Annotated in this window: 21 protein-coding genes; 17 read left to right on the top strand and 4 right to left on the bottom strand. The window is 42.8% G+C overall.

Annotated features, from left to right (window positions below; genetic code table 11):
* Positions 1-249: 249 nt before the first annotated feature.
* Positions 250-1,695 (bottom strand): amino acid permease, encoded by a 1,446-nt coding sequence (locus ACZ8ZH_RS13550; RefSeq protein ID WP_086208665.1) that lies wholly within the window; start codon positions 1,693-1,695, stop codon positions 250-252.
* 417 nt (positions 1,696-2,112) lie between these two features.
* Entirely contained in the window at positions 2,113-3,615 is a 1,503-nt protein-coding gene (gene pdxR / locus ACZ8ZH_RS13545) for a MocR-like pyridoxine biosynthesis transcription factor PdxR (RefSeq protein WP_086208664.1), read from the bottom strand.
* Between the two features lie 295 nt (positions 3,616-3,910).
* On the opposite strand from pdxR, the gene ACZ8ZH_RS13540 reads away from it, so the two are divergent.
* The 3 genes from ACZ8ZH_RS13540 (at position 3,911) to ACZ8ZH_RS13530 (ending at position 8,274) form a co-directional block, all read left to right on the top strand.
* Positions 3,911-5,194, top strand: coding sequence for a Glu/Leu/Phe/Val family dehydrogenase (locus ACZ8ZH_RS13540; RefSeq protein ID WP_086208663.1), 1,284 nt, complete (start codon positions 3,911-3,913; stop codon positions 5,192-5,194).
* A gap of 352 nt (positions 5,195-5,546) precedes the next feature.
* On the top strand, positions 5,547-6,809 hold the full coding sequence (gene gabT / locus ACZ8ZH_RS13535; RefSeq protein WP_086208662.1) for a 4-aminobutyrate--2-oxoglutarate transaminase: 1,263 nt from the start codon (positions 5,547-5,549) through the stop codon (positions 6,807-6,809).
* 16 nt (positions 6,810-6,825) lie between these two features.
* Entirely contained in the window at positions 6,826-8,274 is a 1,449-nt protein-coding gene (locus tag ACZ8ZH_RS13530; protein ID WP_119063800.1) for an NAD-dependent succinate-semialdehyde dehydrogenase, read from the top strand.
* 199 nt (positions 8,275-8,473) lie between these two features.
* On the opposite strand, the gene ACZ8ZH_RS13525 is transcribed toward ACZ8ZH_RS13530, so the two are convergent.
* A complete protein-coding gene (locus ACZ8ZH_RS13525; protein ID WP_086208661.1) occupies positions 8,474-8,896 on the bottom strand; it encodes an Lrp/AsnC family transcriptional regulator in 423 nt (140 codons plus the stop codon).
* Between the two features lie 202 nt (positions 8,897-9,098).
* On the opposite strand from ACZ8ZH_RS13525, the gene ACZ8ZH_RS13520 reads away from it, so the two are divergent.
* The 12 genes from ACZ8ZH_RS13520 (at position 9,099) to ACZ8ZH_RS13465 (ending at position 24,321) form a co-directional block, all read left to right on the top strand.
* Complete coding sequence (locus tag ACZ8ZH_RS13520) at positions 9,099-10,373, top strand: Glu/Leu/Phe/Val family dehydrogenase (protein ID WP_171248480.1); 1,275 nt, start codon at positions 9,099-9,101, stop codon at positions 10,371-10,373.
* 71 nt (positions 10,374-10,444) lie between these two features.
* The gene (locus tag ACZ8ZH_RS13515) at positions 10,445-11,662 is read left to right on the top strand and encodes an aspartate aminotransferase family protein (protein WP_086208660.1); all 1,218 of its coding nucleotides are present in this window, start codon (positions 10,445-10,447) and stop codon (positions 11,660-11,662) included.
* 13 nt (positions 11,663-11,675) lie between these two features.
* Positions 11,676-12,707, top strand: coding sequence for an arginine N-succinyltransferase (gene astA, locus ACZ8ZH_RS13510; RefSeq protein WP_034171394.1), 1,032 nt, complete (start codon positions 11,676-11,678; stop codon positions 12,705-12,707).
* Positions 12,707-14,176, top strand: a complete 1,470-nt coding sequence (astD, locus tag ACZ8ZH_RS13505) for a succinylglutamate-semialdehyde dehydrogenase (RefSeq protein ID WP_119063788.1) — start codon at positions 12,707-12,709, stop codon at positions 14,174-14,176. Before astA ends, astD begins: the two co-directional genes overlap by 1 nt.
* 24 nt (positions 14,177-14,200) lie before the next feature.
* Entirely contained in the window at positions 14,201-15,541 is a 1,341-nt protein-coding gene (gene astB, locus ACZ8ZH_RS13500) for an N-succinylarginine dihydrolase (RefSeq protein WP_119063789.1), read from the top strand.
* Positions 15,542-15,562: 21 nt separating this feature from the next.
* Entirely contained in the window at positions 15,563-16,543 is a 981-nt protein-coding gene (gene astE / locus ACZ8ZH_RS13495; RefSeq protein WP_119063790.1) for a succinylglutamate desuccinylase, read from the top strand.
* Between the two features lie 399 nt (positions 16,544-16,942).
* Complete coding sequence (locus tag ACZ8ZH_RS13490) at positions 16,943-18,442, top strand: amino acid permease (RefSeq protein ID WP_470247758.1); 1,500 nt, start codon at positions 16,943-16,945, stop codon at positions 18,440-18,442.
* Positions 18,443-18,502: 60 nt separating this feature from the next.
* Entirely contained in the window at positions 18,503-19,735 is a 1,233-nt protein-coding gene (alr, locus tag ACZ8ZH_RS13485) for an alanine racemase (RefSeq protein ID WP_119063801.1), read from the top strand.
* A 552-nt stretch (positions 19,736-20,287) separates the two neighbouring features.
* Positions 20,288-21,307, top strand: a complete 1,020-nt coding sequence (locus ACZ8ZH_RS13480; protein ID WP_228199433.1) for a TonB-dependent receptor plug domain-containing protein — start codon at positions 20,288-20,290, stop codon at positions 21,305-21,307.
* Positions 21,308-21,337: 30 nt separating this feature from the next.
* Positions 21,338-22,540, top strand: a complete 1,203-nt coding sequence (locus ACZ8ZH_RS13475) for a TonB-dependent receptor domain-containing protein (RefSeq protein WP_228199434.1) — start codon at positions 21,338-21,340, stop codon at positions 22,538-22,540.
* 65 nt (positions 22,541-22,605) lie between these two features.
* Entirely contained in the window at positions 22,606-23,415 is an 810-nt protein-coding gene (locus ACZ8ZH_RS13470; protein ID WP_110973772.1) for a hypothetical protein, read from the top strand.
* A gap of 93 nt (positions 23,416-23,508) precedes the next feature.
* Complete coding sequence (locus ACZ8ZH_RS13465) at positions 23,509-24,321, top strand: DUF4198 domain-containing protein (RefSeq protein ID WP_162900271.1); 813 nt, start codon at positions 23,509-23,511, stop codon at positions 24,319-24,321.
* A 102-nt stretch (positions 24,322-24,423) separates the two neighbouring features.
* Here ACZ8ZH_RS13465 and pcaU read toward each other — a convergent pair whose 3' ends face one another.
* Entirely contained in the window at positions 24,424-25,248 is an 825-nt protein-coding gene (pcaU, locus tag ACZ8ZH_RS13460; RefSeq protein WP_086208652.1) for an IclR family transcriptional regulator PcaU, read from the bottom strand.
* Between the two features lie 280 nt (positions 25,249-25,528).
* Between pcaU and ACZ8ZH_RS13455 the strand changes: the two genes are divergently transcribed.
* Positions 25,529-26,209, top strand: coding sequence for a 3-oxoacid CoA-transferase subunit A (locus tag ACZ8ZH_RS13455; RefSeq protein WP_119063792.1), 681 nt, complete (start codon positions 25,529-25,531; stop codon positions 26,207-26,209).
* 13 nt (positions 26,210-26,222) lie between these two features.
* Entirely contained in the window at positions 26,223-26,879 is a 657-nt protein-coding gene (locus ACZ8ZH_RS13450) for a 3-oxoacid CoA-transferase subunit B (RefSeq protein ID WP_470247757.1), read from the top strand.
* The last annotated feature ends 90 nt before the right edge of the window (positions 26,880-26,969 follow it).

Raw genomic sequence — 26,969 nt, 5'->3', positions numbered from 1 at the left:
AATAGTGAAAGCACTTAAAAGTGAGGCGGCAATCTATACAAAATTCTTTTCTGAAAGGGCTCTGTAATATCAAACAGGCTGACAGTTTTCTAGAATATGAATACAAAAAGATAGATAAAAACGGTGGCTAACATTTGAGTGAAAATTGAACTTATTGCTGAGTTTAGCCTAAAAAACCAATGGCTTTCACTGGGAGGCCATTGGTTTTAGTGTATGTTGAATTTTGCTCAATCTGACATTAGTTTAACATTACAGATTGTTGGTCAAGTCCGCCTGAGTGTTATCAGATTTATCTTGAGCATGCTTTCCCCAGTTAAACTTCTGTGCACAGATGCCTAATCCAACAATAAACAATGCAAGTAAACTGGTATAGGTTACTTCTTTGAAATAAGTGCCTTCAACCAACATGGTAATAAGTGCGCCAATAATAAAGAAGATTGCAAGATACGTGAGCCAAGGGAATAACCACATTTTGAAGTCAATCACTTTTCCTTCAGCTTCTAATTTCTTACGCATACGTAGCTGAGAGAAAGCAATGGTGAGATACACGTATAGTGCTGCTGTACCTGTTGCTAGCATGAAAATATCATAGACATTCATGCTTTCAGTTGCAGTGAGGTAAGTGGCTACTAAAGCGAATATTGATGAGATCAAAACGCCCATCCACGGACTACCATTACGGTTGATTGAACCAAAGCTTTTCGGTGCATCACCACGTTTAGACAGTGAAAACAGCATACGTGAACAGGTATAAAGTGCAGAGTTAAAACAGCTACATACTGAAGTGAGTACCACGAAATTTACAATGTGTTTCGCTTCAGGAATACCAAGTGCTGACAACGTTACGCTATATGTTCCCCAAGTTGGATCTTTTAACAGCGGGTTGTTATGTGGAATCAGGCAAACGGTAATGAACATTGAACCCACATAGAACAGCATAATACGCCATACGACCGAGTTAGATGCTTTACGGATTTCTTGAGCAGGATTTTGTGACTCTGCCGCAGCGACAGTGACAATTTCAGCCCCAATATAGGCAAACATTACCCCAAGCAAGGCAGTAATAACCGCAGAAAAGCCATTTGGCATGAAACCTTCTGCTGTTAAATGCGTCATACCTGCTGCACCACTTTGACTCCAAGGCCATAAATGCATGATTGCTAAGCTACCAATGACCAAGAAAATAACAATCGCGATAACTTTAATCAGTGCAAACCAGAACTCAAATTCACCGTAGTTTTTAACGTTTTGTAAGTTCACTAAGACCAAAGACACAATCACTAAGAGCATGTAGCCCCAGATTGGCATAAAGGGGAACCAACTGTTGAGAATTTTGCCTGCGACATAAGCTTCCCAACCCATGAGTAGTGCCCAAGAGCACCAATACAGCCAGCCAATGGTAAAACCAGCCCAACGACCAATTGCACGATCAGCATAAGTAGAAAATGAGCCACTATCTGGATTGAGAACAGCCATTTCACCCAGCATGCGCATGATTAATAGGATGAGTAATCCGCCAAAAGCATAAGCCAGAACTGCAGCAGGACCTGCTGAGTAAATGACATTACCCGAGCCAATGAAGAGTGAACCACCAATTACACCAGCAATCGAGATCATTGTGAGATGGCGTGACTTAAGTCCATTTTTTAAGCCCTGAGATGCATCCGGCACAGAGGTATGTTGAGGTGCTTCCATATAATTTTCCTTAATTTTAAGGATGTAGTTTCAAAATGGGGCGAAGCCTTTTTCGCACTACTCATCCTGTAAAACTGTAACCGAATTCTCAAAGGCTTTATCAATATTAAGGTAAAAATTGATAAACCTGATGTTTCTAGCAATGCGCGAAAAATCACACTTTGGTTACAAAACGGTTACATGTTGTTTATGTATGCACTTAATTTCTCTTTTTTGTTCTAAGGAAACGAGAGCCATTTTTTAGCATTTGAAAGGAGCCAATTACATAGAATATGTGAAAAGTCGCAGAACCAATCTTTACTCTAGAGGGAAGAATTTATAGAATGAAGCAGCAGAGTTGGGTCTTGTCACTGCTGCTTTAGTCGTAGATGGATTAAGCGACTTGTTAGTTTAACTTTATAATTTATAATAAAAATATTAGTTAAGTGTACGAATGCCTGCATTGCGTAGACACTTGAGTAATACGCCAAAAGCCACCAATATTTCTTGCTCACTGACACAAGCAAAGCCCAATAACAGCCCTTTTTGTCGCGTTGAATAATGCTTGGTATAGTATTGCGATAGTGCGCGAACTTTCACCCCTTGATCAAGCGCATTGCTAGCAATCACCACATCATCTATAGCACTTGGCAGTTTTAAAATCAGATGTAAACCTGCTGCGGTATTATATTCATGTAGGAAATCTGCACCGAGATGGCGTGTAATTAGATCAATGAGAAAAGCATGGCGCTTACTATACAGCAAGCGCATACGGCGAATATGTGCTTCATAATGCCCTTCACGAATAAACTCAGCTAGCACTTTCTGATCAAGCAAATGTCCACCGCGATACAGCTCTGATGCCACAATGCGCAAGGGAGAAAACAGCTTTTTAGGTACGACCAAATAACCAATCCGCAAAGCAGGGTATATGGTTTTGCTGAAGGTTCCCATATAAATCACTGGCGCATCTGGCTCCAAACCTTGCAATGAGGGAAAGGGTTGTCCTGAAAAACGAAACTCACTGTCATAGTCATCTTCCACAATCCAACTTTTATGTTGGCGTGCAATTGAAATCAGTTGTTTACGACGTTCTAAACTTAAGTGTGAACCCAACGGATACTGATGTGATGGGGTCACAAAAATCAGTTTGGGCGGGCGTTTGGGCTCTAGATCAGGAATAATCCCTTCTTGATCGACGGGCAGTGAGCGCAAATTTACCCCATTAATACGCAATATATTTCGTGCTCCCCAATAGGCAGGATCCTCAATCCAGACCTCATCTCCAGGGTCGCTTAATGTGCGTGAAACCAGATCAATGGCTTGATGTGTTCCTTCGGTAATAATGATTTGGTCTGCATCACATTGCACTGAGCGAGCAATTTTGAGGTATTCAGCCAGTTCCTGACGCAGTTCTAAACATCCTCCCGCATTGCTATAAATCAGTCGATTAATTTCAGGTTCACGGCTAAGGCGCATTTGAATTCGACTAAAAATATGATGTGGAAATTCGGTAACGTCAGGTGCGCCGGGTACGAAAGCTCCCCATTGGTAAGGCGATGCAGCTGAATAACCAATCAGATAGGAACCCCGTTGTGACAAGCTGTAATTTTGCTGGATCTTTTTTTCTTGGGCCTGATTTTGGGTGTTTTCAGCTTTGACTAAGAAAGACTCAGGCAGTTTTTCTGCGACCCATGTGCCTTGACCAGTCCTTGCCTCAACATAACCTTGAGCCTGTAATTGCTCATAGGCACTTAGGACCGTATTGCGCGACACTTTAATTTCTTTGGCCAAATCACGCGATGCAGGTAGGCGGGTTTTAGGTGCGAGTACGCTATCAATAATGGCGTTGCGTAAACAGCGAAATAATCGCAATTGTAGGGTTCCGTCGGTATCTTGCTGTAATCGTTGCAGCAAATAATCTCCAAGCAAGCTACGCAATTGGCTCTCTCCTACAAAATCAAAATGGCTCTCGTGAGAGCAATAACCGCAAGTGCAAAATTATCTCGTCAGGCAGCAGTTGTAAAGCATCTTGCTTGTATACATTTGGCGCAAAAGCCCGCGACTTAGGGGGCTGGAAATATACACAACTCGCGTCCAAAGCAAAAGTTTTTTTAGACGATTTCAAAATACAAGCAGGGTTGTTTAAACGTACACATTGAGAAATGCCTACAGGTTTATAGACATTGATTTTGAGCAAGCATGTCGGCGCTTGCATTATAGATAGGATTTAAAAATGAATACCATGGTCAAAGGTCTCACATATTCGGGACAGGGTGAAACCGCTTGGAACAATTATTTAAAACAACTGGACAAAGTAGCGCCTTATTTGGGTGAATTGAGTGAGCGTTTAGATATGCTTCGTCGTCCGAAGCGTAGTCTTATTGTTGATATCCCAGTGATTATGGATGATGGCTCGGTTAAGCACTTTGAGGGGTATCGTGTTCAACATAACCTGACTCGTGGGCCAGGGAAAGGTGGCGTGCGCTTCCATCCAGATGTGAACTTAGATGAGGTGATGGCACTGTCTGCATGGATGACCATCAAGTGTGCGGCATTGAATTTGCCTTTTGGGGGCGCTAAAGGAGGTGTTCGTGTTGATCCAACTGAACTCTCTCCACGTGAGCTTGAACGCTTAACGCGCCGTTATACCACCGAAATTAATTTAATTATTGGCCCTCAAAAAGATATTCCTGCCCCTGATGTCGGGACTAACCCGCAAACAATGGCATGGATGATGGACACATTTTCCATGAATGCAGGTTCAACAGTAACAGGTGTCGTGACTGGAAAACCTGTGCATTTAGGTGGTTCTTTGGGTCGTGTCAAAGCGACAGGCCGTGGTGTGTATATTTCAGGGCGTGAAGTCGCACAACAAATTGGTCTAGATTTGGCGGGTGCTCGAATCTGTGTTCAAGGCTTTGGTAATGTTGGTAGTGAAGCTGCCCTGCTATTCCAAGAAAATGGTAGCAAAGTGATTTGTGTACAGGACCACTCAGCGACCCTCTATCAAGAGCAGGGGATTGATGTTCAAAAGTTGATGCAATACTCAAAAGCACACGGGAAAATTAAAGGTTTTGCAGAGCAAGATGAAATTCATACCGCGAACTTTTGGCAAATTCAGGCTGAAATTTTTATTCCTGCTGCGCTTGAAGGGGTAATTGATGCTGCTGTGGCACAAAGCATTCAAACCAAAATGATTTTAGAAGGTGCCAATGGCCCGACATTAACGGAAGCGGATGAAATCTTAGCTGAACGTCAAATTACTGTTGTTCCTGACGTGATTTGTAATGCTGGTGGGGTAACCGTGAGCTATTTTGAATGGGTGCAGGATCTTGCAAGTTATTTCTGGACAGAAGAAGAGATTAATCAGCGTATGGATGCGATTATGAAAAATGCTGTATCGGATGTTTGGTTAAAAGCGAGTGTTGCTCAGTGTTCTTTACGTACAGCAGCTTATATTTTGGCGTGTGAGCGAATTTTAATGGCACGTAAAGAGCGCGGCATTTACCCTGGCTAAAATGTGAGAAGTTCAGAGCAATGCTCATCATGTCAATACGAAGTGTTTCTATCGGTTGCTATGTTGAGTTGCAATGGCTCTACACGTAGGTTGATGTTGTAATGGCACCTTTTTAAAAGGTGCCTGTTTTTTATTTTGTAAGCTGTTTATTTTTAATAAATAAAAAAATATTTGGAAAATAATGATGCAGCATACTGGTAAATTGGCTCTCTTCATCTGATAGAAAGTGGCTCTCGTTTAGTACCAATAAAAGCGCAGAATGAAATCAACAACAGGTCCTTTGTATATCAGCAAAAGCATGATATGGACACTGAAATTTTATAAATGTATGAATCAAGAATGAGGATGCAAAATGGACAGTAAACACTCTGCACTGAACGCACGTAAACTACAAGCGACACCTCGTGGCGTTGGTGTCATGTGTCAATGGTATGCGGAGAAAGCAGAAAATTCCACGATTTGGGATGCTGAAGGTAATCAATACATCGACTTCGCTGGTGGTATTGCTGTACTAAATACAGGTCACCGTCATCCTAAAATTATTGCTGCTGTTACTGAACAATTAACTAAATTTACCCATACGGCGTATCAAGTTGTGCCGTATGAAATTTATGTGTCATTGGCTGAGCGTATCAATGCACGTGCGCCGATTGCAGGTGATGCAAAAACAACATTCTTCTCTACAGGTGCTGAAGCTGTAGAAAATGCAGTAAAAATTGCACGTTCACATACGGGTCGTCACGGTATTGTGACTTTTGGTAATGGTTTCCACGGTCGCTCATTTATGACCATGGCAATGACTGGTAAAACTGCACCGTACAAGCGTGATTTTGGTGTGATGCCAGCAGGTGTTTTCCATGCACGCTATCCAGTAGAGTCAAAAGGCATTACTGTAGATGATGCAATTCAAAGCATTGAAGACATTTTTGCAGAAGATATTGCAGCACATGATGTTGCTGCGATTGTGCTTGAACCAGTTCAAGGTGAAGGCGGTTTCAATGTTGTTCCAGCAGAATTCTTAAAGCGTTTACGTGCTTTGTGTGACCAACATGGTATTTTAATTATTGCAGATGAAGTACAGTCAGGTTTTGCGCGTACTGGTAAATTGTTTGCGATGGACTACTATGAGACTAAAGCAGATTTAATCACAATGGCGAAAAGCCTTGGTGGTGGCTTCCCAATCTCTGGCGTAGTAGGCCGTGCTGAAGTGATGGATGCACCAAACCCAGGTGGTCTAGGTGGTACTTATGCAGGTAACCCTGTCGCAGTTGCTTCTGCACATGCGGTACTTGACGTAATTGAAGAAGAAGGTCTTTGTGAACGTGCAAATGTATTGGGTGCAGAGTTGGTTGAAGTTCTAAACGAACTCAAACAATCTTCTTCTATTGTTCAAGATATTCGTGCTTTAGGCTCAATGGTTGCTGTTGAATTGGAAACTGCTGATCAAGCTAAAGCGATTCAAAACTATGCAATGCAAAATGGCTTGCTTATTTTGACCTGTGGTCGTTATGGTAATGTGATTCGTTTCTTATATCCTTTAACGATTCCTGCAGAGCAATTCCGTGCTGGCTTAAACATTTTAAAACAAGGTTTTGCACTTTCTGCTGCAGCATAATTGAAGAGTAATGACTATGCTTCAAGCGCAATATAAAGATTTATTACAGCATCCAGATATTCGTTTTGATATGCCTGAAAATGGCGGTTACATCGAAGTGAAAGATGCAGCAACACATGACACGTTGGCATGGGTGAAATCCCATGACCGCGCGTCAGTTGAACAAGCGATTGCGCGTTCGCAAGTGGCGCAAACCGCGTGGAAAGCACAAACTGCGCTACAACGTGCTGATGTGCTTTGGGCTTGGTTTGACTTGATGCAGGAAAATAAAGAGTCATTGGCTCAGATTTTGACTGCTGAACAAGGTAAACCTTTGGCTGAAGCACGTGGTGAAATTGGCTATGCGGCTTCATTTATTCGCTGGTTTGCAGAGCAAGCTCGTCGTATAGATGGTGATGTTTTAGCACCAACACTACCAAATCAGCGTTTGTTGGTCATCAAACAAGCCATTGGCGTTACTGCTGCAATTACACCGTGGAACTTCCCTGCGGCAATGATCACACGTAAGGCAGCACCTGCAATTGCAGCGGGTTGTTCAATGCTTGTGAAACCAGCAGAGCAAACACCTTTGACAGCTTATGCTTTAGAGGTATTGGCACTGCGCGCGGGTTTACCACAAGATGTGTTATTGCATATCAGTGGTGACGCGATTGAAGTCGGTAAAACATTGTGTGAAAGCGATACGGTGAAGAAGTTAAGCTTCACGGGTTCAACGCAAGTGGGCCGTATCTTAATGCAGCAATGTGCACCAACCATCAAAAAACTGTCTTTAGAGTTAGGCGGTAATGCACCTGTGCTGGTGTTTGACGATGCTAATCTTGAGCAAGCAGTACAAGGTATTATGGCCAGCAAGTTCCGTAATAGCGGACAGACCTGTGTTTGTGCCAATCGTATCTATGTGCAAGATGGTATTTATGATGCATTGGTTGAAAAGTTGACAGTTGCTGTTGCGAATTTAAAAGTCGGTGATGGTCGTATCGAGACTTCAACCCAAGGGCCTTTGATTGATGAAGCAGCGATTGAAAAAGTTCAGTCACATATTGCAGATGCCATCAGTAAAGGGGCACAGGTTAAAACCGGTGGTCAACGTTCAAGCTTAGGTGGTACTTTCTTTGAACCGACACTTTTAACAGAAGTGACACAAGAGATGAAAGTCTCGAAAGAAGAAACCTTTGGCCCATTGGCACCGCTGTTCCGTTTTAAAACGGAAGAAGAAGCGATTCAAATGGCGAATGACACAGAATTTGGTCTGGCAACCTACCTATTTACCCAAAATACAGCACGTCAGTGGCGTGTTGGTGAGGCGCTTGAGTACGGTATGGTGGGCATCAACACGGGTGCGATTTCAAATGAAGTGGCTCCATTTGGTGGTGTGAAGCAGTCTGGCTTAGGGCGTGAAGGCTCTAAATTCGGTATCGACGAATATCTCGAAATGAAATATTTGTGCGTGGATATCTCTGTTTAAGTACGTCTAGCAACCATCAGTTAAAAAATCAGCCTTGCCCATTCAAGGCTGATTTTTTTTATGGGCATATAAGGGGAGAGTCGATTTATTTTAAAATAGTACCTAGTGAAGCAACTTAAAAAGCCAAATCAATAAAGTTCACTACACCTTTATATAACGTGTCTTCTTTTCTTTAATCTGTCCAAACATATAAGTGACTTTAAACTTTATAGGTAGACAGTAAAATACTGGTTTCAGTGTTATAAATTCCTGAAATATTTCGGATTCGTTCTAAAATTCGATCAAAATTTTCTAAGCTATCAGACTTCAATTCGACCAACAGATCCCACTTACCATTGGTGCTATGTAAGGTATGCACAGCAGGGTCGATTCTGAGCTCTTTGACCACTGCACTGGTCTTGGTGCCTTCCACCATAATATTCATCCAAGCACGGATACTATTTTTCTCAGCACCCGGTTTAATCCGTACGGTATAGCCTGTAATCACACCACTGGTTTCCAGATATTCAATACGCTTTTGTACGGTATTTCGAGAGATATGGAGCTTGTTCGCAATCTCGGTAATCGAGATACGGGCATTGTCTTGTAGTAAGCCGAGGATTTGACTGTCCGTATCGTTCATTTTGATTTTTCCTGTTATCAATTTGATGAAATTTATTTCATTTTAATCAAATTTACAACTTTTTTGGCGCAATTTGATTTTTCATACTATGCGTATTGAGAAGCACTCTAGTGAGCGTTACATCGAGCTGAGGCGATGTGTTCTATAGGAGGTGTCTCATATCTATTTAATGGATTTGATTCAGCAAATTTTAAAGGGAAATATCATGTCTTTGTCATATGAAATGGACAATAGTGGCGCTTGGCAGACCTATCTTGCACAGATTAACCGTGTTGCGCCATATCTGGAAGACGACTTAATTCCATTCATCAACACTTTAAAGCGTCCAAAGCGCGCTTTGATTGTTGATGTGCCAATTGTGATGGACGATGGTTCAATTCAGCACTTTGAAGGCTATCGTGTACAGCACAACTTGTCACGTGGACCCGGTAAAGGCGGTATTCGTTACCATCCAGATGTTGAACTCAACGAAGTCATGGCACTCTCAGCGTGGATGACAATTAAAACTGCGGTTTTAAACTTACCGTATGGCGGTGCTAAAGGTGGTATCCGTGTAGACCCTCGTAAGTTGTCTCCACGAGAACTTGAACGTCTGACTCGTCGTTTTACCAGCGAAATTAGCCCAATCATCGGCCCACAAACCGATATTCCTGCTCCAGATGTAGGCACCAATGCAGACATTATGGGTTGGATGATGGACACCTATTCAAGCATTAAAGGTCATACCGTAACAGGTGTAGTAACAGGTAAGCCTGTGCACTTAGGTGGCTCTTTAGGTCGTGTCCGTGCGACGGGCCGTGGTGTGTTTGTGACAGGTTTAGAAGTGGCTAAGAAAATCAATCTTGCACTTGAAGGTAGCCGTGTAGCGATCCAAGGTTTCGGTAACGTGGGTAGTGAAGCTGCATACTTATTCTACAAAGCCAATGCGAAAGTGGTGTGTGTACAAGACCACACAGGTACGATCTTTAACGCAGAAGGCATGAATGTTAAGCAGTTACAGGACTATGTTGCGATTCATAAAGGTGTAGCAGGTTTCCCTGATGCCACTTTAATTGAAGACGAAGCATTCTGGACAGTGGACATGGATATTTTAATTCCTGCTGCTTTAGAAGGTCAGATTACCGCTGAACGTGCGCAACACTTAACTGCAAAATTGGTCTTGGAAGGTGCAAACGGTCCAACCTATCCAGATGCAGAAGACATTCTGTTAGAACGTCAAATCACGATTGTACCTGACGTACTGTGTAACGCAGGCGGTGTAACTGTGAGTTACTTCGAGTGGGTTCAAGACATGGCGAGCTACTTCTGGACAGAAGAAGAAATTAACCAACGTTTAGACAAACTTATGGTGTCAGCAGTTGAAGATGTTTGGTTCACTTCGAGCGAAAAGCAGTGCAGCCTTCGTACAGCGGCATACATCTTGGCATGCCAACGTATCTTAAAAGCACGTAAAGAACGAGGAATTTTCCCAGGTTAAGGGGGAGTTTCGTGCCCTTCGGGGCACATTCAAGACAGAACAACATCAGATTTATTAAGGAAGAACAAACCATGAACCAGAATAGTCAACCTACTCGCCAAGATTTTAATCAGTATATGGTGCCAGTTTTTGCACCCGCTCAGTTTATTCCTGTGCGTGGCGAAGGTTCTCGTTTGTGGGATCAGCAAGGTAAAGAATATATTGATTTTGCAGGTGGTATTGCGGTCAATGCACTTGGGCATGCTCACCCTGTGGCGGTTAATGCCTTGGTTGAGCAAGGTCAAAAGCTCTGGCACATTGGCAATGGTTATACCAACGAACCTGTACTGGCACTTGCAAAACAATTGGTCGATAACACCTTTGCAGACAAAGTGTTCTTCTGTAACTCTGGTGCAGAAGCCAATGAAGCGGCTTTGAAACTTGCGCGCAAAGTGGGCCTACTTTCAGGCTCGGCGCGCAAAAATAAAATTATTGCATTCAAAAATGCTTTCCACGGTCGTACTTTATTTACGGTTACGGCTGGTGGTCAACCGAAATATTCACAAGACTTTGCACCGCTTCCAGAAGGTATCCAGCACTTACCATTCAATGACTTAGATGCAGTACGTGAAGCAATTGATGCAGATACGTGTGCAGTGATTGTTGAGCCGATTCAAGGCGAAGGTGGTGTAATTACCGCAAATCCTGAATTCTTAAAAGGCTTACGTGAACTGTGTGACCAGCATGGTGCTGTACTGATTTTTGATGAAGTGCAAACAGGTGTGGGTCGTACAGGTGCTCTATATGCCTATATGAACACTGATGTGACCCCAGACATTTTAACCACAGCCAAAGCACTCGGCGGTGGTTTCCCAATTGGTGCGATGATCACGACTGACAAATATGCCAACATGTTTGTGGTGGGTGACCATGGTACGACTTATGGCGGTAATCCATTGGCATCTGCCGTAGCCAATGCGGTATTTGGTTTGATCAATACCCCAGAAGTGTTGAATGGTGTACGTACACGTGCGCAAATTTTTGCCGACGGTTTAAACCAGTTAAATGCACGCTATGGCTTATTTGAAGAAGTTCGTGGTCAAGGTTTATTAATCGGCTGTGTATTGAAAGCTGAATATGCAGGCAAAGCTAAAGACATCGTGACTTTGGCGGGCGAAGAAGGCTTATTGGCACTGGTTGCAGGTCCAAATGTTGTTCGTTTTACACCATCATTAATTATTCCAGAAGCAGATATCGAAGCCGGTTTACAACGCTTTGAACGTGCGCTCGCGCGCTTTGTTGGCGCGTGATAGGCCACTGGTTATGATGATTGTTAGACATGCAGAGCATCGAGATTTAGATGATATCTACATTCTGGCGGGGAAGTCTGGCATTGGCCTGACTTCTTTACCCCAAAATAAAGAGATCTTATCGGCTCGTATTGCACGCACGCAAAAGACCTTAGCGGGTCAGGCAACACCGAGTGAACAGGGCTATTTATTTGTTTTAGAAGATACCTTGTTACAGCGTGTGGTTGGCGTTAGTGCAATTGAAGTTTCAGTGGGTTTAACTGAGCCTTTCTATAACTACCATGTGGGCAAACAAGTCCATGCCTCACAAACTCTGAATGTTTATAAAACCTTAAACACGCTGTTTTTAAGCAATGACCATACCGGTTGTAGCGAACTCTGCACGCTGTTTTTAGACCCAGAGTACCGCAAAGACCAAAATGGAAAACTGCTGTCGAAGATTCGTTTTCTGTTTATCGCTGCTTTTAAACAGGCTTTTCAAAATAAGCTGATTGCGGAAATGCGTGGTTATTCCGATGAAAATGGTCGTTCGCCATTTTGGGATGCTTTAGGCCATCACTTTTTCAATATGGATTTCTCGACTGCGGATTACCTCAGTGGGATAGGGCAAAAAGTCTTTATTGCGGAGTTGATGCCACGTTTTCCTGTGTATATCGACTTGCTGCCGATGGCTGCGCAACAAGTAATTGCACAGGTACATCCTCAGACCGTTCCTGCCTCTCGTGTGTTGGAGTCAGAAGGGCTGTGTTACCAAGGTTATGTCGATATTTTTGATGCAGGCCCGACACTTGAAGCCGAAGTCAGTAGCCTGCGTGCAGTCAAAGACAGTCACACTTGTGCAGTGAAAATCGTCGATAGCGTTCCAGATGATGCAGGGCGTTATTTGGTGGCAAATGATCGCTATCAAGACTATCGCGCGATTTTGATTCAGCACGCGGCTGAGTCGGACAGTTTAAGTTTAACGGTAGAACAAGCGCATGCCCTTGGTGTGCAAGCAGGGCAAAGCATTCGTATGTTGCCTTTAGATAAGATGGAGCAAAAATAATGTCACAAGGGAATCTATATATAAACGGGACATGGTCTCCAGCGCAAGGTACGGCATGGGACAAACTCGATCCTGTTACGCAAGAAACAATTTGGCACGGTGCAGAAGCGACAGCTGAGCAAGTTAAACAAGCTTGTCAGTCTGCACGTGCTGCCTTTGCTGCTTGGGCACGTCGCCCTTTAGCCGAGCGTCTTGAAATTATTCAACGATTTGCCAGCTTGTTAGAACAAAACAAACAACAGCTTGCAACGATTATTAGTCGTGAAACCAGTAAGCCGATTTGGGAAACGTTGACTGAGGTTCAGTCGATGATTGCTAAAGTGGCGATTTCAGTGCGTGCTTATCACGAACGTACAGGTGAAAGTCTGACGGAAATGCCAGATGGTGCAGCGTCTTTACGTCACCGTCCGCATGGTGTGTTGGCTGTATTTGGCCCGTATAACTTCCCAGGTCACTTACCCAATGGCCACATCGTCCCTGCGCTGATTGCAGGCAACACTTTGGTCTTTAAACCAAGTGAATTGACGCCGTGGACTGCGGAAGAAACGGTCAAATTATGGCAAGAAGCGGGTTTACCTGCGGGTGTGTTGAACTTGGTGCAAGGTGGTCGTAGCACAGGTGAGGCACTTGCGCAGTCGCATGAAATTGATGGTTTGTTATTCACAGGCAGTGCCAATACAGGTTATCACCTGCATAAACAATTGGCTGGTGCTCCAGAAAAAATTCTCGCTTTAGAAATGGGAGGTAATAACGCATTAATTATCGACGAGATTACCGATATTGATGCGGTGGTGAATTTAACCGTCCAATCTGCCTTTATTTCAGCGGGTCAGCGTTGTACCTGTGCACGCCGTTTAATTATTAAAAATGGTGCTGTAGGCGATGCCTTCATTCAACGTTTGGCTGAAGTCAGCCGTAACTTGGTGGTGGGTCAGTGGGATGCTCAGCCACAACCGTTTATGGGGGGGGTGATTTCATTGCATGCTGCACAGCAAATTTTACAAGCACAACAACGCCTGATTGATTTAGGAGCGCAAGTTCTGCTCCCTGTGACTCAAGCGGATGCCAACAGTAGCTTGTTAAGTCCAGGTCTTTTAGATGTGACCCATGTGAGTGATGTACCCGACGAAGAATATTTTGGTCCATTGAGCTGTATCTATCGTTATGACCACTTTGATGAGGCTTTGGCACTAGCAAATGGTACTCGTTTTGGATTGTCGGTGGGTCTAGTTTCACCTGACCGTGCGCTGTTTGATCGTTTATTGATTGAAGCACGTGCAGGCATTGTGAACTGGAACAAACCATTAACAGGCGCATCAAGTGCTGCACCCTTTGGTGGTGTAGGTGCATCAGGAAACCATCGTGCCAGTGCTTTCTATGCCGCAGATTACTGCGCATGGCCAATGGCATCACTGGAAAGTCAGCAGGTAAGTTTACCTGAAAAATTATCGCCAGGCATTGTGCTGTAAGTCGACAGAAAAGGGAGTTTAGAAATGTCAGGCTATGAAATTAATTTTGATGGTTTAGTCGGTCCAACACACCACTATGCAGGATTGTCATTCGGAAACGAGGCATCTACCAAAAACCAAAATAATCTTTCCAACCCGAAGTTGGCTGCCAAGCAAGGTCTGTTAAAGATGAAAGCTTTGGCCGACATGGGCTTAAAGCAGGGTGTATTTGCACCGCAAGAACGCCCTCATGTCCCGACTTTGCGCAAATTGGGCTTCCGTGGGGATGATCACAGCGTGATTGAACAAGCGATGCGTACCTCACCTGCATTATTATCCGCGTTAAGTTCAGCATCCTGTATGTGGACTGCCAATGCGGCAACGGTTTCACCGTCGGCGGACAGTGCAGATGGTCGTGTGCATTTTACTGCGGCGAATTTAAACAATAAATTCCACCGTTCGATTGAACATGACACCACATCGCGTGTTATGGCAGCGATGTTTAACGATGAACGTCACTTTGCCCATCACGAAGCGCTGCCACCTGTGGCATTGTTTGGTGATGAAGGCGCGGCGAATCATAACCGTTTAGGCGGTGCTTATGATCAGGCCAGCGTGCAAGTGTTCGTTTATGGTCAGCAGTTCCTCGGTGGTGGTATTGGCCCGAAACGCTATCCTGCACGTCAATCCTTAGAGGCGAGTGAAGCCGTAGCACGTTTACACCAGCTCAAAGCGGAACAAACGGTATTTATACAGCAGCATCCCGATGTGATTGACCAAGGTGTCTTCCACAACGACGTGATTGCGGTGAGTAACCAAAACGTCTTGTTCCACCATCAGCATGCATTTTTGAATCAGTCTGAAGCATTGTCAGAAATTCGCGAAAAAATGGCGCGCTTGGGTCAAGAATTCGTCTCCATTGAAGTGCCTGATCAGCGTGTTTCTGTGAAAGATGCGGTCAATACGTATTTGTTCAATAGCCAATTACTCACCCGTGCCGATGGCGGGATGAGCATTGTGGTGCCTGAAGAATCACGTCAAAACCCAGCAGTGTGGGGTTATTTAAACGACATGATCCAAATGGGTACGCCGATTGACGACATCAAGGTGTTTGACCTACGTGAAAGTATGCGCAATGGCGGTGGCCCTGCATGTTTACGTTTACGTGTGGCGGTGAATGAAGCAGAGCTGAATGCAATCAACCCAAACCTGTTCATGAATGATGCCTTGTTTACCCGTTTAAACACGTGGGTCGACCAGTACTACCGTGACCAGTTGGCGCAACAAGATTTGGCTGACCCGCAATTACTGATTGAAAGCCGTACTGCGTTAGATGAATTGACGCAAATTTTGAACTTAGGTTCGGTGTATCACTTCCAACGTTAAGCAATCGTGCAGGGAAAGCAGATGATAGATTTTCTAGGTGATGTTTTAAAACAACGTGTCCCGACTGTAGCACATGGCGTACAGCATGATTTTCGTTGGGAATGGTTGGCTGAAGGTGTTTTATCTTTTACGCCGAAACAGGCTTATGAAAAAGCAGTCGTGCTTTCCGCGGGTGTGCATGGCAATGAAACTGCGCCAATCGAGTTGTTGGCGCAGCTGAGTCACGATTTGTTTGCAGGGGCATTAGAGCTCAAGGTTAAGTTATTGCTGATTTTAGGGAATCCTATCGCGATTCGCTCGGGGCAACGCTATGTTGAAAATGATATGAACCGCATGTTCTGCGGGGCCTATCAACAATTTACCGACACAGTTGAAGCGCAGCGGGTGGCGGTCTTAGAACAGATCGTCACCGCTTTTTTTAATGATAGTCCAGCTCAAGTACGACGCTATCATTACGATTTGCATACCGCGATTCGCCCATCTTTGTTGCCGACTTTTGCCTTATTTCCTTATCAAACCCATGACTATGATGCTGCGATGTTGGACAGCCTAAACGCTGCGGAATTGGATGCCTTAGTGTATCACAATGCCGTAGGTCGTACCTTTACACACTTTAGCAGCTCTCAGTTTCAAGCGGCCAGTTCGACGCTAGAACTTGGTCATGCAAAACCCTTTGGACAAAATGATTTGACAGCATTCGCTGCAATTAATCATGTGCTTCGCGCTGTGGTGAGTGAGCAGTCCTTACCTGTGCGCCAAAAACAAGCAATTCAAACTTTTCGAGTCGTTGATTCGATCATCAAAACTGAAGAAGACTTCCAACTGAATTTGGCAGATGCTGCGCCTAATTTTTCTGCGTTTGAAACTGGTGCTGTTATTGCCTTACAACAGGGCAAACCGTATGTAATTGCACCAGAGCAGGTTCGGATTTTGTTTCCGAATACTCAAGTGAAAAAGGGATTAAGAGCAGGGCTGATCTTAACTGAGGTTTATTCAGGATGATTTTAGTCAATTTACTAAATGTGCTGATGGTGGTTTATCGAACTTAAGTCGTTAAATTAATTTTCAATGGAATTGAATATATGGATATTGTTAAAAATATTAATTCAATATTTTTATCTACTGATTATAAGGTAACTTATGGTTGGTGGATTTTTTTGCGTTTATTATTTATTAAGTTATTGTTTTTTAATAAAAAATATTTGAATTTGGCATAGGTTTTGCAAGTCGTGTAAACATTATTTAGTGGCTGATAAAGGATTAACTCTACTGGCTCTGAATAGTAAAAATTAATGTTATTGAAAGATAATATGTAGCTTAATTTGGACTGAAATGAAATAAGAAATTATTTTAACAAAGTCCCATATTTACACCCATTGGGCTGTAAATTGGAGTAAAAATATGATGAATGGAAAACAAGCCCATCAACAAAAAGAACCTTTAGAAGGTGATTTATTGGGTGGACATCATTACGAGTCAGTTGAGGAAGAACAACTGCAACGCTCACTAACCAATCGTCACATTCAGATGATTGCGATTGGTGGTGCAATTGGTACAGGTCTCTTTATGGGATCGGGTAAGACGTTGGCTGTGTCAGGTACATCCATTATTCTGACCTATTTAATTATTGGTTTCTTCTTCTTCTTCGTCATGCGTGCGATGGGGGAGTTACTGCTTTCCAATACCAACTATAAATCTTTTGCTGATTTTGCAACGGCATATTTGGGTCCATGGGCTGGCTTCTTTTTAGGGTGGTCGTACTGGCTTAGCTGGATTGTCACTGCAATTGCCGATGTGATTGTTATTGGGGGCTATGCACAGTTTTGGTATCCTGATCTCCCCGCATGGATACCCGCTTTCACCTCCATTGCCATTTTGACTTTGTTGAATTTCGTTGCTGTAAAGTTATTTGGTGAAGTTGAGTTCTGGTTTGCTTTAATCAAGATTATCGCAATTATTTTATTCCTATGTGTTGGTATATATCTCATTACCATTGGATTTGTCTCTCCAGATGGTGTCAAAGCGTCGTTAGCTCATGTGGTTGAGAAAGAGTCTTTGTTCCCATACGGTTTAACTGGCTTTTTAGCAGGGTTCCAAATTGCAGTATTTGCCTTTGTCGGCATTGAGTTGGTGGGTACTACTGCGGCAGAAACCAAAGATCCGCATTATGCTTTACCACGTGCGATTAACTCGATTCCATTACGTATTTTATTGTTCTACATCGGTGCTTTGGTTTGTATTATTGCAGTCACTTCTTGGTCACAAATTTCTCCAGATAAAAGTCCATTTGTTGAAATGTTTACCTTAATTGGTTTGCCTGCGGCAGCCAGTATTGTCAACTTTGTGGTGGCAACCTCTGCCATGTCTTCTGCGAATAGTGGTGTGTTTGCGACCAGCCGTATGTTGTTTGGTTTGGCTGTAGAAAAAGATGCACCGAAAAGTTTTGCCAAACTGTCGAAAAGTAAAGTGCCTGTGCTGAGCCTTATATTTTCAATGTTCTGTGTAGTGGTAGGAACGTCGATTCTGTTTATTGTGCCGAATGTCATGACAGCATTCATTATCATTTCAGCCTTTACTTCTATTCTATGTATTTTTACTTTTGCCATGATTATTTTGTCGTATCTGGCTTATCGTAAAAAAGACCCTGAATTACATGAGCAGTCGGCGTATAAAATGCCAGGTGGTCGATTCATGGCATGGTTTACCTTGTTATTCTTGATCTTTGTGGTGGCGATTTTAGCACTAGATCATGACACCATGATTTCATTGGCATTCTCCCCACTTTGGTTTATTGGCTTAGATATTGCTTATTACTATAAAACGAAAAAATATGCAGAGCGCAGTTGGATTTTGACCCATGGTCGCCGCATTGAGCATGATGACATGCAAGAAAATAATTAGTGAAAAGTGAGAGAGGGTATTTACCCTCTCTTTTGTTATAACGATGAAGAGGGTTTTATTTTGAAAAAGTCGACATTATTTGCTTGTATGTTAGGTGCAGGGCTGTTGAACATCAATAGCAGTTTTGCAGCGCCTTTATTAACCACGCATATTTCAGCCAGCCAATCAGCCGCGCCTCAGGCCAATGCTTGGGTTGAAATTAATGTGCAGGCCTTTGAGCAAAATATTCAGACTTTGCAGCAGCAATTACAAGACAAAAGTCAAATTTGTGCAGTCATGAAAGCTGATGCGTATGGTCACGGGATTGAACTGTTGATGCCGAGTATTATGAAGCTGAATGTACCTTGTGTGGGGATTACCAGTAATGCCGAAGCGGCGATGGTACGTCAGTCTGGTTATCAGGGACGCCTATTAAGACTACGTGCAGCCACAGACCAAGAGATTCAAAATGCGGCTTCTTTAAATATGGAAGAGTTGTTGGGCAATTATGAGCAAGCACAACGTATGTCGCAGTGGGCAAAACAACAGGGTCTAACCATTAAATACCATTTAGGTTTAAATGCAGGTGGTATGGACCGAAATGGTTTAGAGCTGAATAGTGAAATGGGCAAACAGCAAGCGCTACGTATGACTAAATTAGCCAATCTAAAACTGGTGGGGATTATGACCCACTATGCAGTAGAGGATGAGCAATATGTGCGTGACCATCTGGCGGTGTTTAACCAGCAAACGGACTGGTTGATTAAAAAAGCCAAATTAAAACGTGAAGCGCTGACTTTACATACCGCAAATTCTTTTGCGACCTTAACTGTTCCAGAGTCACATTTAGATATGGTTCGTGCGGGTGGCGTGATTTATGGCGACAGCCTTCCAGATCGGGTCGAATATAAAAAGCTGATGGCCTTTAAAACCCAAGTGGCAACAGTTAATGCCTATTTGAAAGGCACAACAGTCGGCTATGACCAAACCTATACCTTGAAGCGTGATTCGCTGTTGGCGAACTTACCACTTGGCTACTCAGATGGTTATCGACGTGCCTTTAGTAATAAAGCCTATGTACTGATTCGAGGCCATAAAGTGCCTGTAGTTGGACGAACTTCCATGAATACCACTATGGTAGATGTCACGGACTTTCCTGATATTCGTGCCAATGATGAAGTGGTGCTCTTTGGTCAGCAAGGCGTTGAAAGTGTCAAGCAAAGCGATTTAGAAGAATACAATGGTGCCTTACTAGCAGATGTTTATACCATGTGGGGTAATTCTAACCCTAAGGTTCTGGTACGGCACGATTAATAAACGACCAGTATTCGGTATGCTTGGAGATAACTTAAAAGTACCGATAGTTTGAGTTGAGCAACTATTCATCGCCTTTTTAAAGGGGTGTCTGGTTGTTTATACAGAGTGAATGAGTCAATTGAAGGCAGTACATATTGAATGATGTGCTGTCTTTTTTCATGGCTGTATTTGATGATTTTGGGTTAGAGAAGCTGAAGCCTTGAGGGATGTTGGCCTGCTCTCAATCAATTTTAAAATAGTGTGATCCTTCTGATTTTAAATGCTTTAGATCGTCTGAACGTTGTTTATTTTACATTTACAACACGAATGTAGTGATGAAATCTGCACTGAACGACAAAAAGCAAAAACCGATTTTTTGAACAACCTTCTCCATTCCTAAAATAAAAGCAAATACTATTTGTAAATAATAATCTAATTGATTATTATTCGCATCCACATAGTCTTCCTATCTCAATTATCTTTATAGGTCTCAGGCATTGAGGCTCTGGAAAAATAAATTGAATTAAGAGTAATGATTATTAATATCATTTAATAAGTGGGTTTAACCGCATGAGTATGAATCAATACCAGTCGCAATTTTCGGGCGACGAAGCTAAAATTTTGAACTTACGACCTTGCTATTTATCACTATGTTTAGCTGTTTTAATGACTACAGGCTTCAGCTCAAACAGCTTTGCACAAGAGAATGTCTCTGTTTCAACCTCTCTCCCTAAGATCACAGTATATGCTGAACATGAAGATCAGGCGCCTGTTTCAAAAACCTCAATCAATAGAGACAACCTCGACAAGACGGGGGTAACCGATATGGCAAGTATCGTGAAATACTTGCCTCTCGTTCACTCTCCATTTTCGGTTGCAGGCAGTGGAACTTTTTTTGATGGGTCTGGTACAAGTAGTTATAACATTCGTGGTATTGATGCCAATCGTATTGGTTTAGATATTGATGGTGTAGATATAGCTGAAGCAACGGTTAGCTCTTATATTCCACCTAATAGTATGAGTCAACGTGGCGCTGGTCGTGACTATATTGAACCTGAAATGTTTACATCAGTAGATATCGTTTCAGGAACAACAGATGCATCAACCGACGGTATTGGTGGGCGAGTCTCATTTAAAAATAAGTCTCCAGAAGATTATTTGGTGGATGGTAAAACTATCGCGGGGACTGCCAAAGTAGGGTATAGCTCTGCGGATGAAGCGTGGTTAAGCTCTGTGACGGGCGCGGTAGGTAATGACGAGCTTAAAGCCTTAGTGGCTTATGCACATCGTGATGGGCATGAAACAAAACCTAACTCTAAAACCAAAGCATTTCCGACCGATTGGAAGTCTGATGCTGTATTGGGACGAGTACTGTGGACGTTATCCGATCAGCATCAATTTAATTTGACTGGGGACTTTTACCGCAAAACTGCCGATACTACAGGTATTAGTGCAAGTTTATTTAGCAACTATAAAAGTGATGCCACCCAACAGCAAGATATTGACCGTACCCAATTTAGCTTAGAACACATTTACAAACCTGCAAACTTTGCTTTGTTTGATCAGTTGAAAAGTAAAATGTGGTATTAAGAGTCAAATAATGAAACTGATACATCATTCATGAACAGTGCGACAGTCGCACGTGACTTTTCAACGACATATAAAGAAAAAAATACAGGGATTAAGTTTGATGCACTGAAGCGTTTGAGCAATCAAACTCTAAAATATGGATTGGCGGCAGACCAGAAAGATTATTCGAGTACTAAAGTGGACTTACGTAATGGGGCGAAATTGTCAACACTCTATCAAAACGGTTATTTACTTGATTCTGAGCTCAAACGTTATTCTGCTTACCTCTCTGATGAGATCCGTTTAGACCTCTTAGGGCGTGATTTAACTTTAACACCATCAGTTCGCCTTGAACGACAAGAGTATCGCCCGGACTCTTCTGCATATAGTGATGTGCAAGATCGTGATTTTAGTTATGTTTCACCTGGTTTTTCAGCAGGTTATCAGTTTAATCCAGAAAACTATAGCTATTTTAAATACACCCGCGGTACACGTATTCCTTCGCCAACAGAGATGGGCGGGATTTATCAAACCACGGCAGCTAATCCAAGCTATATCGTGATTGGTAATTCAAACTTAGATAAAGAAACCAGTGATGCGTTTGAAATTGGACTGAGAAATACTTCAATTGACGGTATAAAGTTTGATATCACAGGCTTTTATACGAAGTATAGCGACTTTATTGATTATTATAATTATGGCTATACAGCACAGTATACTAATGGTTATTACCGTGCAGAAAACTTAGCCAATGCCTCAATTTGGGGTGGTGAGCTGTCTACGCGCATAGATCTAGGCCAATTTATTTCAAACTCAGATGGATTTAGTTTGGCATTAGTAGCCGGAAAAACGAAGGGAACTGCGAAAAATAAAGATGGTTTGAAAACTGGTGTGAACTCGGTTCAACCTGAAAAGGGAAGTTTAACTTTTGCTTATGATAACCCCAATAAAGTCTTTGGTTTAGGTCTAACTGCAACAGCAGTCGGGGACAAAATTGCGTCCAAAGATGTCACGACTTATCAAGATGATGTTGCGTACCAACGTGTTGCTGGCTACACCATTTTTGATTTATCTGCTTACTGGAATATCAATAAGTTCACCAAAGTGAATGTAGCTTTTAACAACATCTTTGATAAGACCTATTGGGATTACTCCGCAGTTGGCACCATCACAGGAACGAATCAAGCCAGTTTAATAGATCGCGCAGCCGAATCAGGTCGAAATATTGTCGCAAGTGTTGAATTTAAATACTAAATTTCAAAGCTAGATAGAACAGGTATTCCATCCAGCAAACTTAACTTTCAGGAAATGAAATCATCATGAAAATCATGTCTACATGGGTAATGGGTATCACGATGCTCAGCGCTTCAGTGAGTATTTTAGCAGCAGATAAAACAGCGCAAACAGATGTATATCAACAAGCTTATGCTATTCATGCGCTCTATCATCCAGAAAATAAGCAACCCAATGCTTCCGTAGTGACACAACAATATATACAAGATTATGCTGCACTTTTTAGCAATAATAAAAAGGTGACAGCTGAACAGTTTGCCCAATTTGAACAGACACGTTTAGACCCCGTACTCAAGCAACGCCGTGAAATGTCTTTAAAACAGGCACATGTTCGTTACGGTATTTTAGATAAAAGCAAAGATCAAAAGTTAACGTTAAAAGAGTTCCAAGCCTCTGGTGAAAAGACTTTTGATGGCTTTGATCTGAATCAAGACGGTTTGATTAATGCAGAAGATGCTCAGTTGGCAGGAGGAAGTATAGGAACACATGATGGTTTTCGTGCCAAGTTACCTATTTCGATGCCGATGCCAAGCAATGTGGCTGAGTTTATCGCGCAATATGGACAGGGTAAAAATTATGTAACTTTAGGCGACTATCTAACCGCACGCGATAAACAATTTTTTGAGACAGACAGCAATCAAGATTTGATCGTGACTGAACAAGAATATGTCGATGAGTTTATGCAGCGTTTTGACCGTAATTTAGCGACGGGTACGACTCAAATGCAGGAGATTGCTGGACAGCAATTCAAAGCGATTGCAAAAGGTAAAACCACCATTCAAGCAAACGATATTAAACAGTATGCGAAAAAAGTAGGGCAAGCCTCAGCCCAATAAACCAGCCATACCTTTAAGTCATTTATGGGTGGCTTAAAGGTAAAACTAATTAGGTTGACGATGGACAAAGATACATCAATGGAATATTCAACGATGAAAAAAATAGGTTTGACTTGCTTACTGAGTATCTTGGTCGTAAATAGTTGGGCACATGCACCTTTTGTTGCGCCAAGCAGTTATGTGGTAGAAGGTGGCAACACTGCAGTTTTGGCAGGATTTGCAGAGCAAGCTTTTGACTCGGAAGTAGCCATTAAAGGCTTTAATTTTAAAGTGCTTACACCAAAGGGTGAAACTCAAGAATTAACATTGAGTCATAGTAAAGTTTTAAGTTTGGCTGATGTGAAAACGGATCAAGCAGGAACTTATACAGTTACAGGGCTCCGAACAGGTGAGCTTAAATATGCAAAAGTTGGCCAACGTTGGTTGCGGGTATTAGATGCAAAAACTGAAGGTTTATCACCACTGACTGAACGTCATTTTGTTACCCCAAGTGAAGTACAAGCGAAAAGCCAGCAGTTTACTGTGCAACGTTTTGATCAGTTGCTGAGTTATTTTTCTAAGCAACAGCAGAGTGAGCTGAAGCAAGAGTATACCCAACAAGGTTTAAGTTTGGTATTTTCAAGTCATCCAAATCAGATTTCATTAAAAACACCATTCACAATAAAATTAAACTTGGAAAATAAACCTGCGTCAGGTTTTCAGGTAACACTAGAAAAGCAAATCACCACATTGGGAGAGGCTGAAAAAGTGACTCAGTTGCAGACCAATGGTTCAGGTGAGGTTACTTTGCTTTTTCCAGCGGTCGGGCAATACCTTGTGACTATGACCTCACCTGAACAGTCTGAAAAGTTTCGACCGAATGCTCAGACCTATAGAACGATTTTGAGTTTATACGTAAATCCTTAAATGTAAGCTAAGGCTAAAGAGGTCATTTACTGAAATCTGTTCGAGTTCATCTCAACTGAATCACAGGTCTGTGAGTGACAAGTGCCGCTATTTTTTTGAGCATCAAAGAATATTACGTAGTTCGCGCGCAGTTTCTTGTAGCAAAGGCAGTATGTGTTGAATCAAATATTCTTTGGTTGTTCGCATGGTAGGGGAAACAATATTTAAGGCTGCAACGACTTTTAACTGTTGCCCATAAATAGGAACGGCAAGTGCATGTACGCCCAATTCATGTTCTTCACATGAATAACACCAACCTTGCTCTCGAATTTCATGCAATAAGGCCAGAAACGTTTCATTATTGGTATGGGTGTATTTGGTAAGGCGTTGTAGCGGATATTGATTCAGCCATTCACACTGTTCCTGATCGTCGAGATAGGCCAATAAAATTTTACCTGCTGATGTGGCATGTGCAGGTAGACGATTGCCCAAATGTAGGCCATAAGGATTGACACGATCTGTTTGTTGATGTGCGGCGCTACGTGCAATAGTAATCGCTTCATAGCCGTCTAAAACCATTACGGAAAAAATGAGTGAGGTTTGATTGGTCAGCAGGTTCAGTAGAGGTTGAGAAATTTTGGGAAGTTGTGCTCCACCTAAATAAGCGCCTGAAAATTTGAGAATTTTAGGGGTTAAATAAAAATAATGACCATCAGATTCTAAATAGCCTAAATATTCAAGAGTGAGTAAATGGCGTCGTGCTGCGGCACGGGTCATGCCTGTACGTTCCGCTGCCATAGTGATATTTAAACGATGTCGGTCAGTACCAAAGCTGTCGAGAATAGCCATACCTTTACTGATCCCTGCAACAAAGTCTTCATGTCGAATGGTTTTCTTATTATTGTGATTATGTATTCGCTTTTCTATTCGTTCTTTTTCTTCATGCATTTCGGTATCCCTATCCATTTTTATCCTTTGTCTATTTTTACTATAGCGTGAAATCAGAGTGAAATAATCAGGTTTTGTTCGATATACATATAAATTGTTCGATGATCGAACAAAACCTGTGCTCACTATCTAGTCGAAAATCACTAAATTATAAAAAATGAGCAGATAAGGAAATCTAACTAAAAGACTAGGGAATCTTGTCGAAAATAAAGCAGCCCATGAGTATAGGTTAGTTTTCCGCGCCTTTTCAAATTTGCATGATGCACAATGGAGTTATCTAATGATAGATAAAAGTGCGGCATCCCTCGCGGAAGTGCTCTCCCAAATCACCGACGGCTCAACCATCATGATTGGTGGTTTTGGCACAGCAGGACAACCTGCTGAACTGATTGATGGCTTGATTCAACTCGGCATTAAAGACCTCACCATCGTCAGTAACAATGCTGGCAATGGCGACTATGGGTTAGCCAAGCTGCTGAAAGCGGGTGCTGTGAAAAAAGTCATTTGTTCGTTCCCGCGTCAGTCCGACTCTTGGGTCTTTGATGAACTCTATCGTGCAGGCAAAATCGAATTGGAACTGGTGCCTCAAGGTAACTTGGCCTGTCGTATCCAAGCCGCAGGCATGGGACTTGGTGCAGTGTTTACCCCAACTGGTTACGGTACCTTATTGGCCGAAGGCAAAGAAACCCGTCACATCGACGGTAAAGATTATGTACTGGAATATCCAATCAAAGCCGATTTTGCTCTGATTAAAGCCCAACAAGGCGACCGTTGGGGCAATTTGGTTTACCGCAAATCGGCACGTAACTTCGGCCCGATTATGGCCATGGCCGCAGGCGTGACCATTGCCCAAGTCTCTGAAGTGGTGGACTTAGGGGCTTTAGATCCTGAACACATCATCACCGCAGGTATTTTTGTTCAACACGTGGTGCAGGTTCAACCTGAACCTGTTGCTGTGTAATCGGGAGAACATCATGAGCTATCAAAAACTCAGCCGTAACCAAATTGCAGAACGTGTGGCACAAGACATTCCCGATGGGGCTTATGTGAATCTTGGGATTGGCTTACCGACCAAGATTGCCAGTTATCTACCGTCAGACAAAGACGTGTTCTTACATTCTGAAAATGGACTGTTGGCTTTTGGCCCGCCACCTGAAAAAGGTGAAGAAGACCCTGAACTGATCAACGCGGGTAAAGAATATGTGACCATGCTGCAAGGCGGTGCCTTTTTCCATCATGGGGATTCTTTTGCCATGATGCGTGGTGGTCACTTAGATATTGCAGTCCTCGGTGCCTTTCAAGTGGCAGCCAATGGTGACTTGGCCAATTGGCATACCGGTGCACCTGATGCGATTCCTGCGGTTGGCGGTGCAATGGACTTAGCTGTCGGTGCCAAGAAAGTCTTTATCACCACCGACCATGTGACCAAACAAGGTGAACCGAAGATCGTGGCTGAACTGAGCTATCCAGCGACAGGTTTGAAGTGTGTAGACCGTATTTACACCGACCTGTGTGTGATTGATGTCACCGCAGAGGGTTTAAAAGTGATTGAGAAAGTCGACGGTTTAAGCTTTGCAGAATTGCAGGCCATGACGGGTGCAACTTTAGTGGATGCGACTCAACAGAATTAATGATTTGAATCCCCCTAAATCCCCCCTTTGATAAAGGGGGACTTCCATCTTTCTAATTTGGGGAAGTTCCCCCTCTTTTATAAAGAGGGG

Source organism: Acinetobacter sp. SW-226, assembly GCF_055632855.1.
This window is presented reverse-complemented; position numbering and strand designations above follow the sequence as displayed.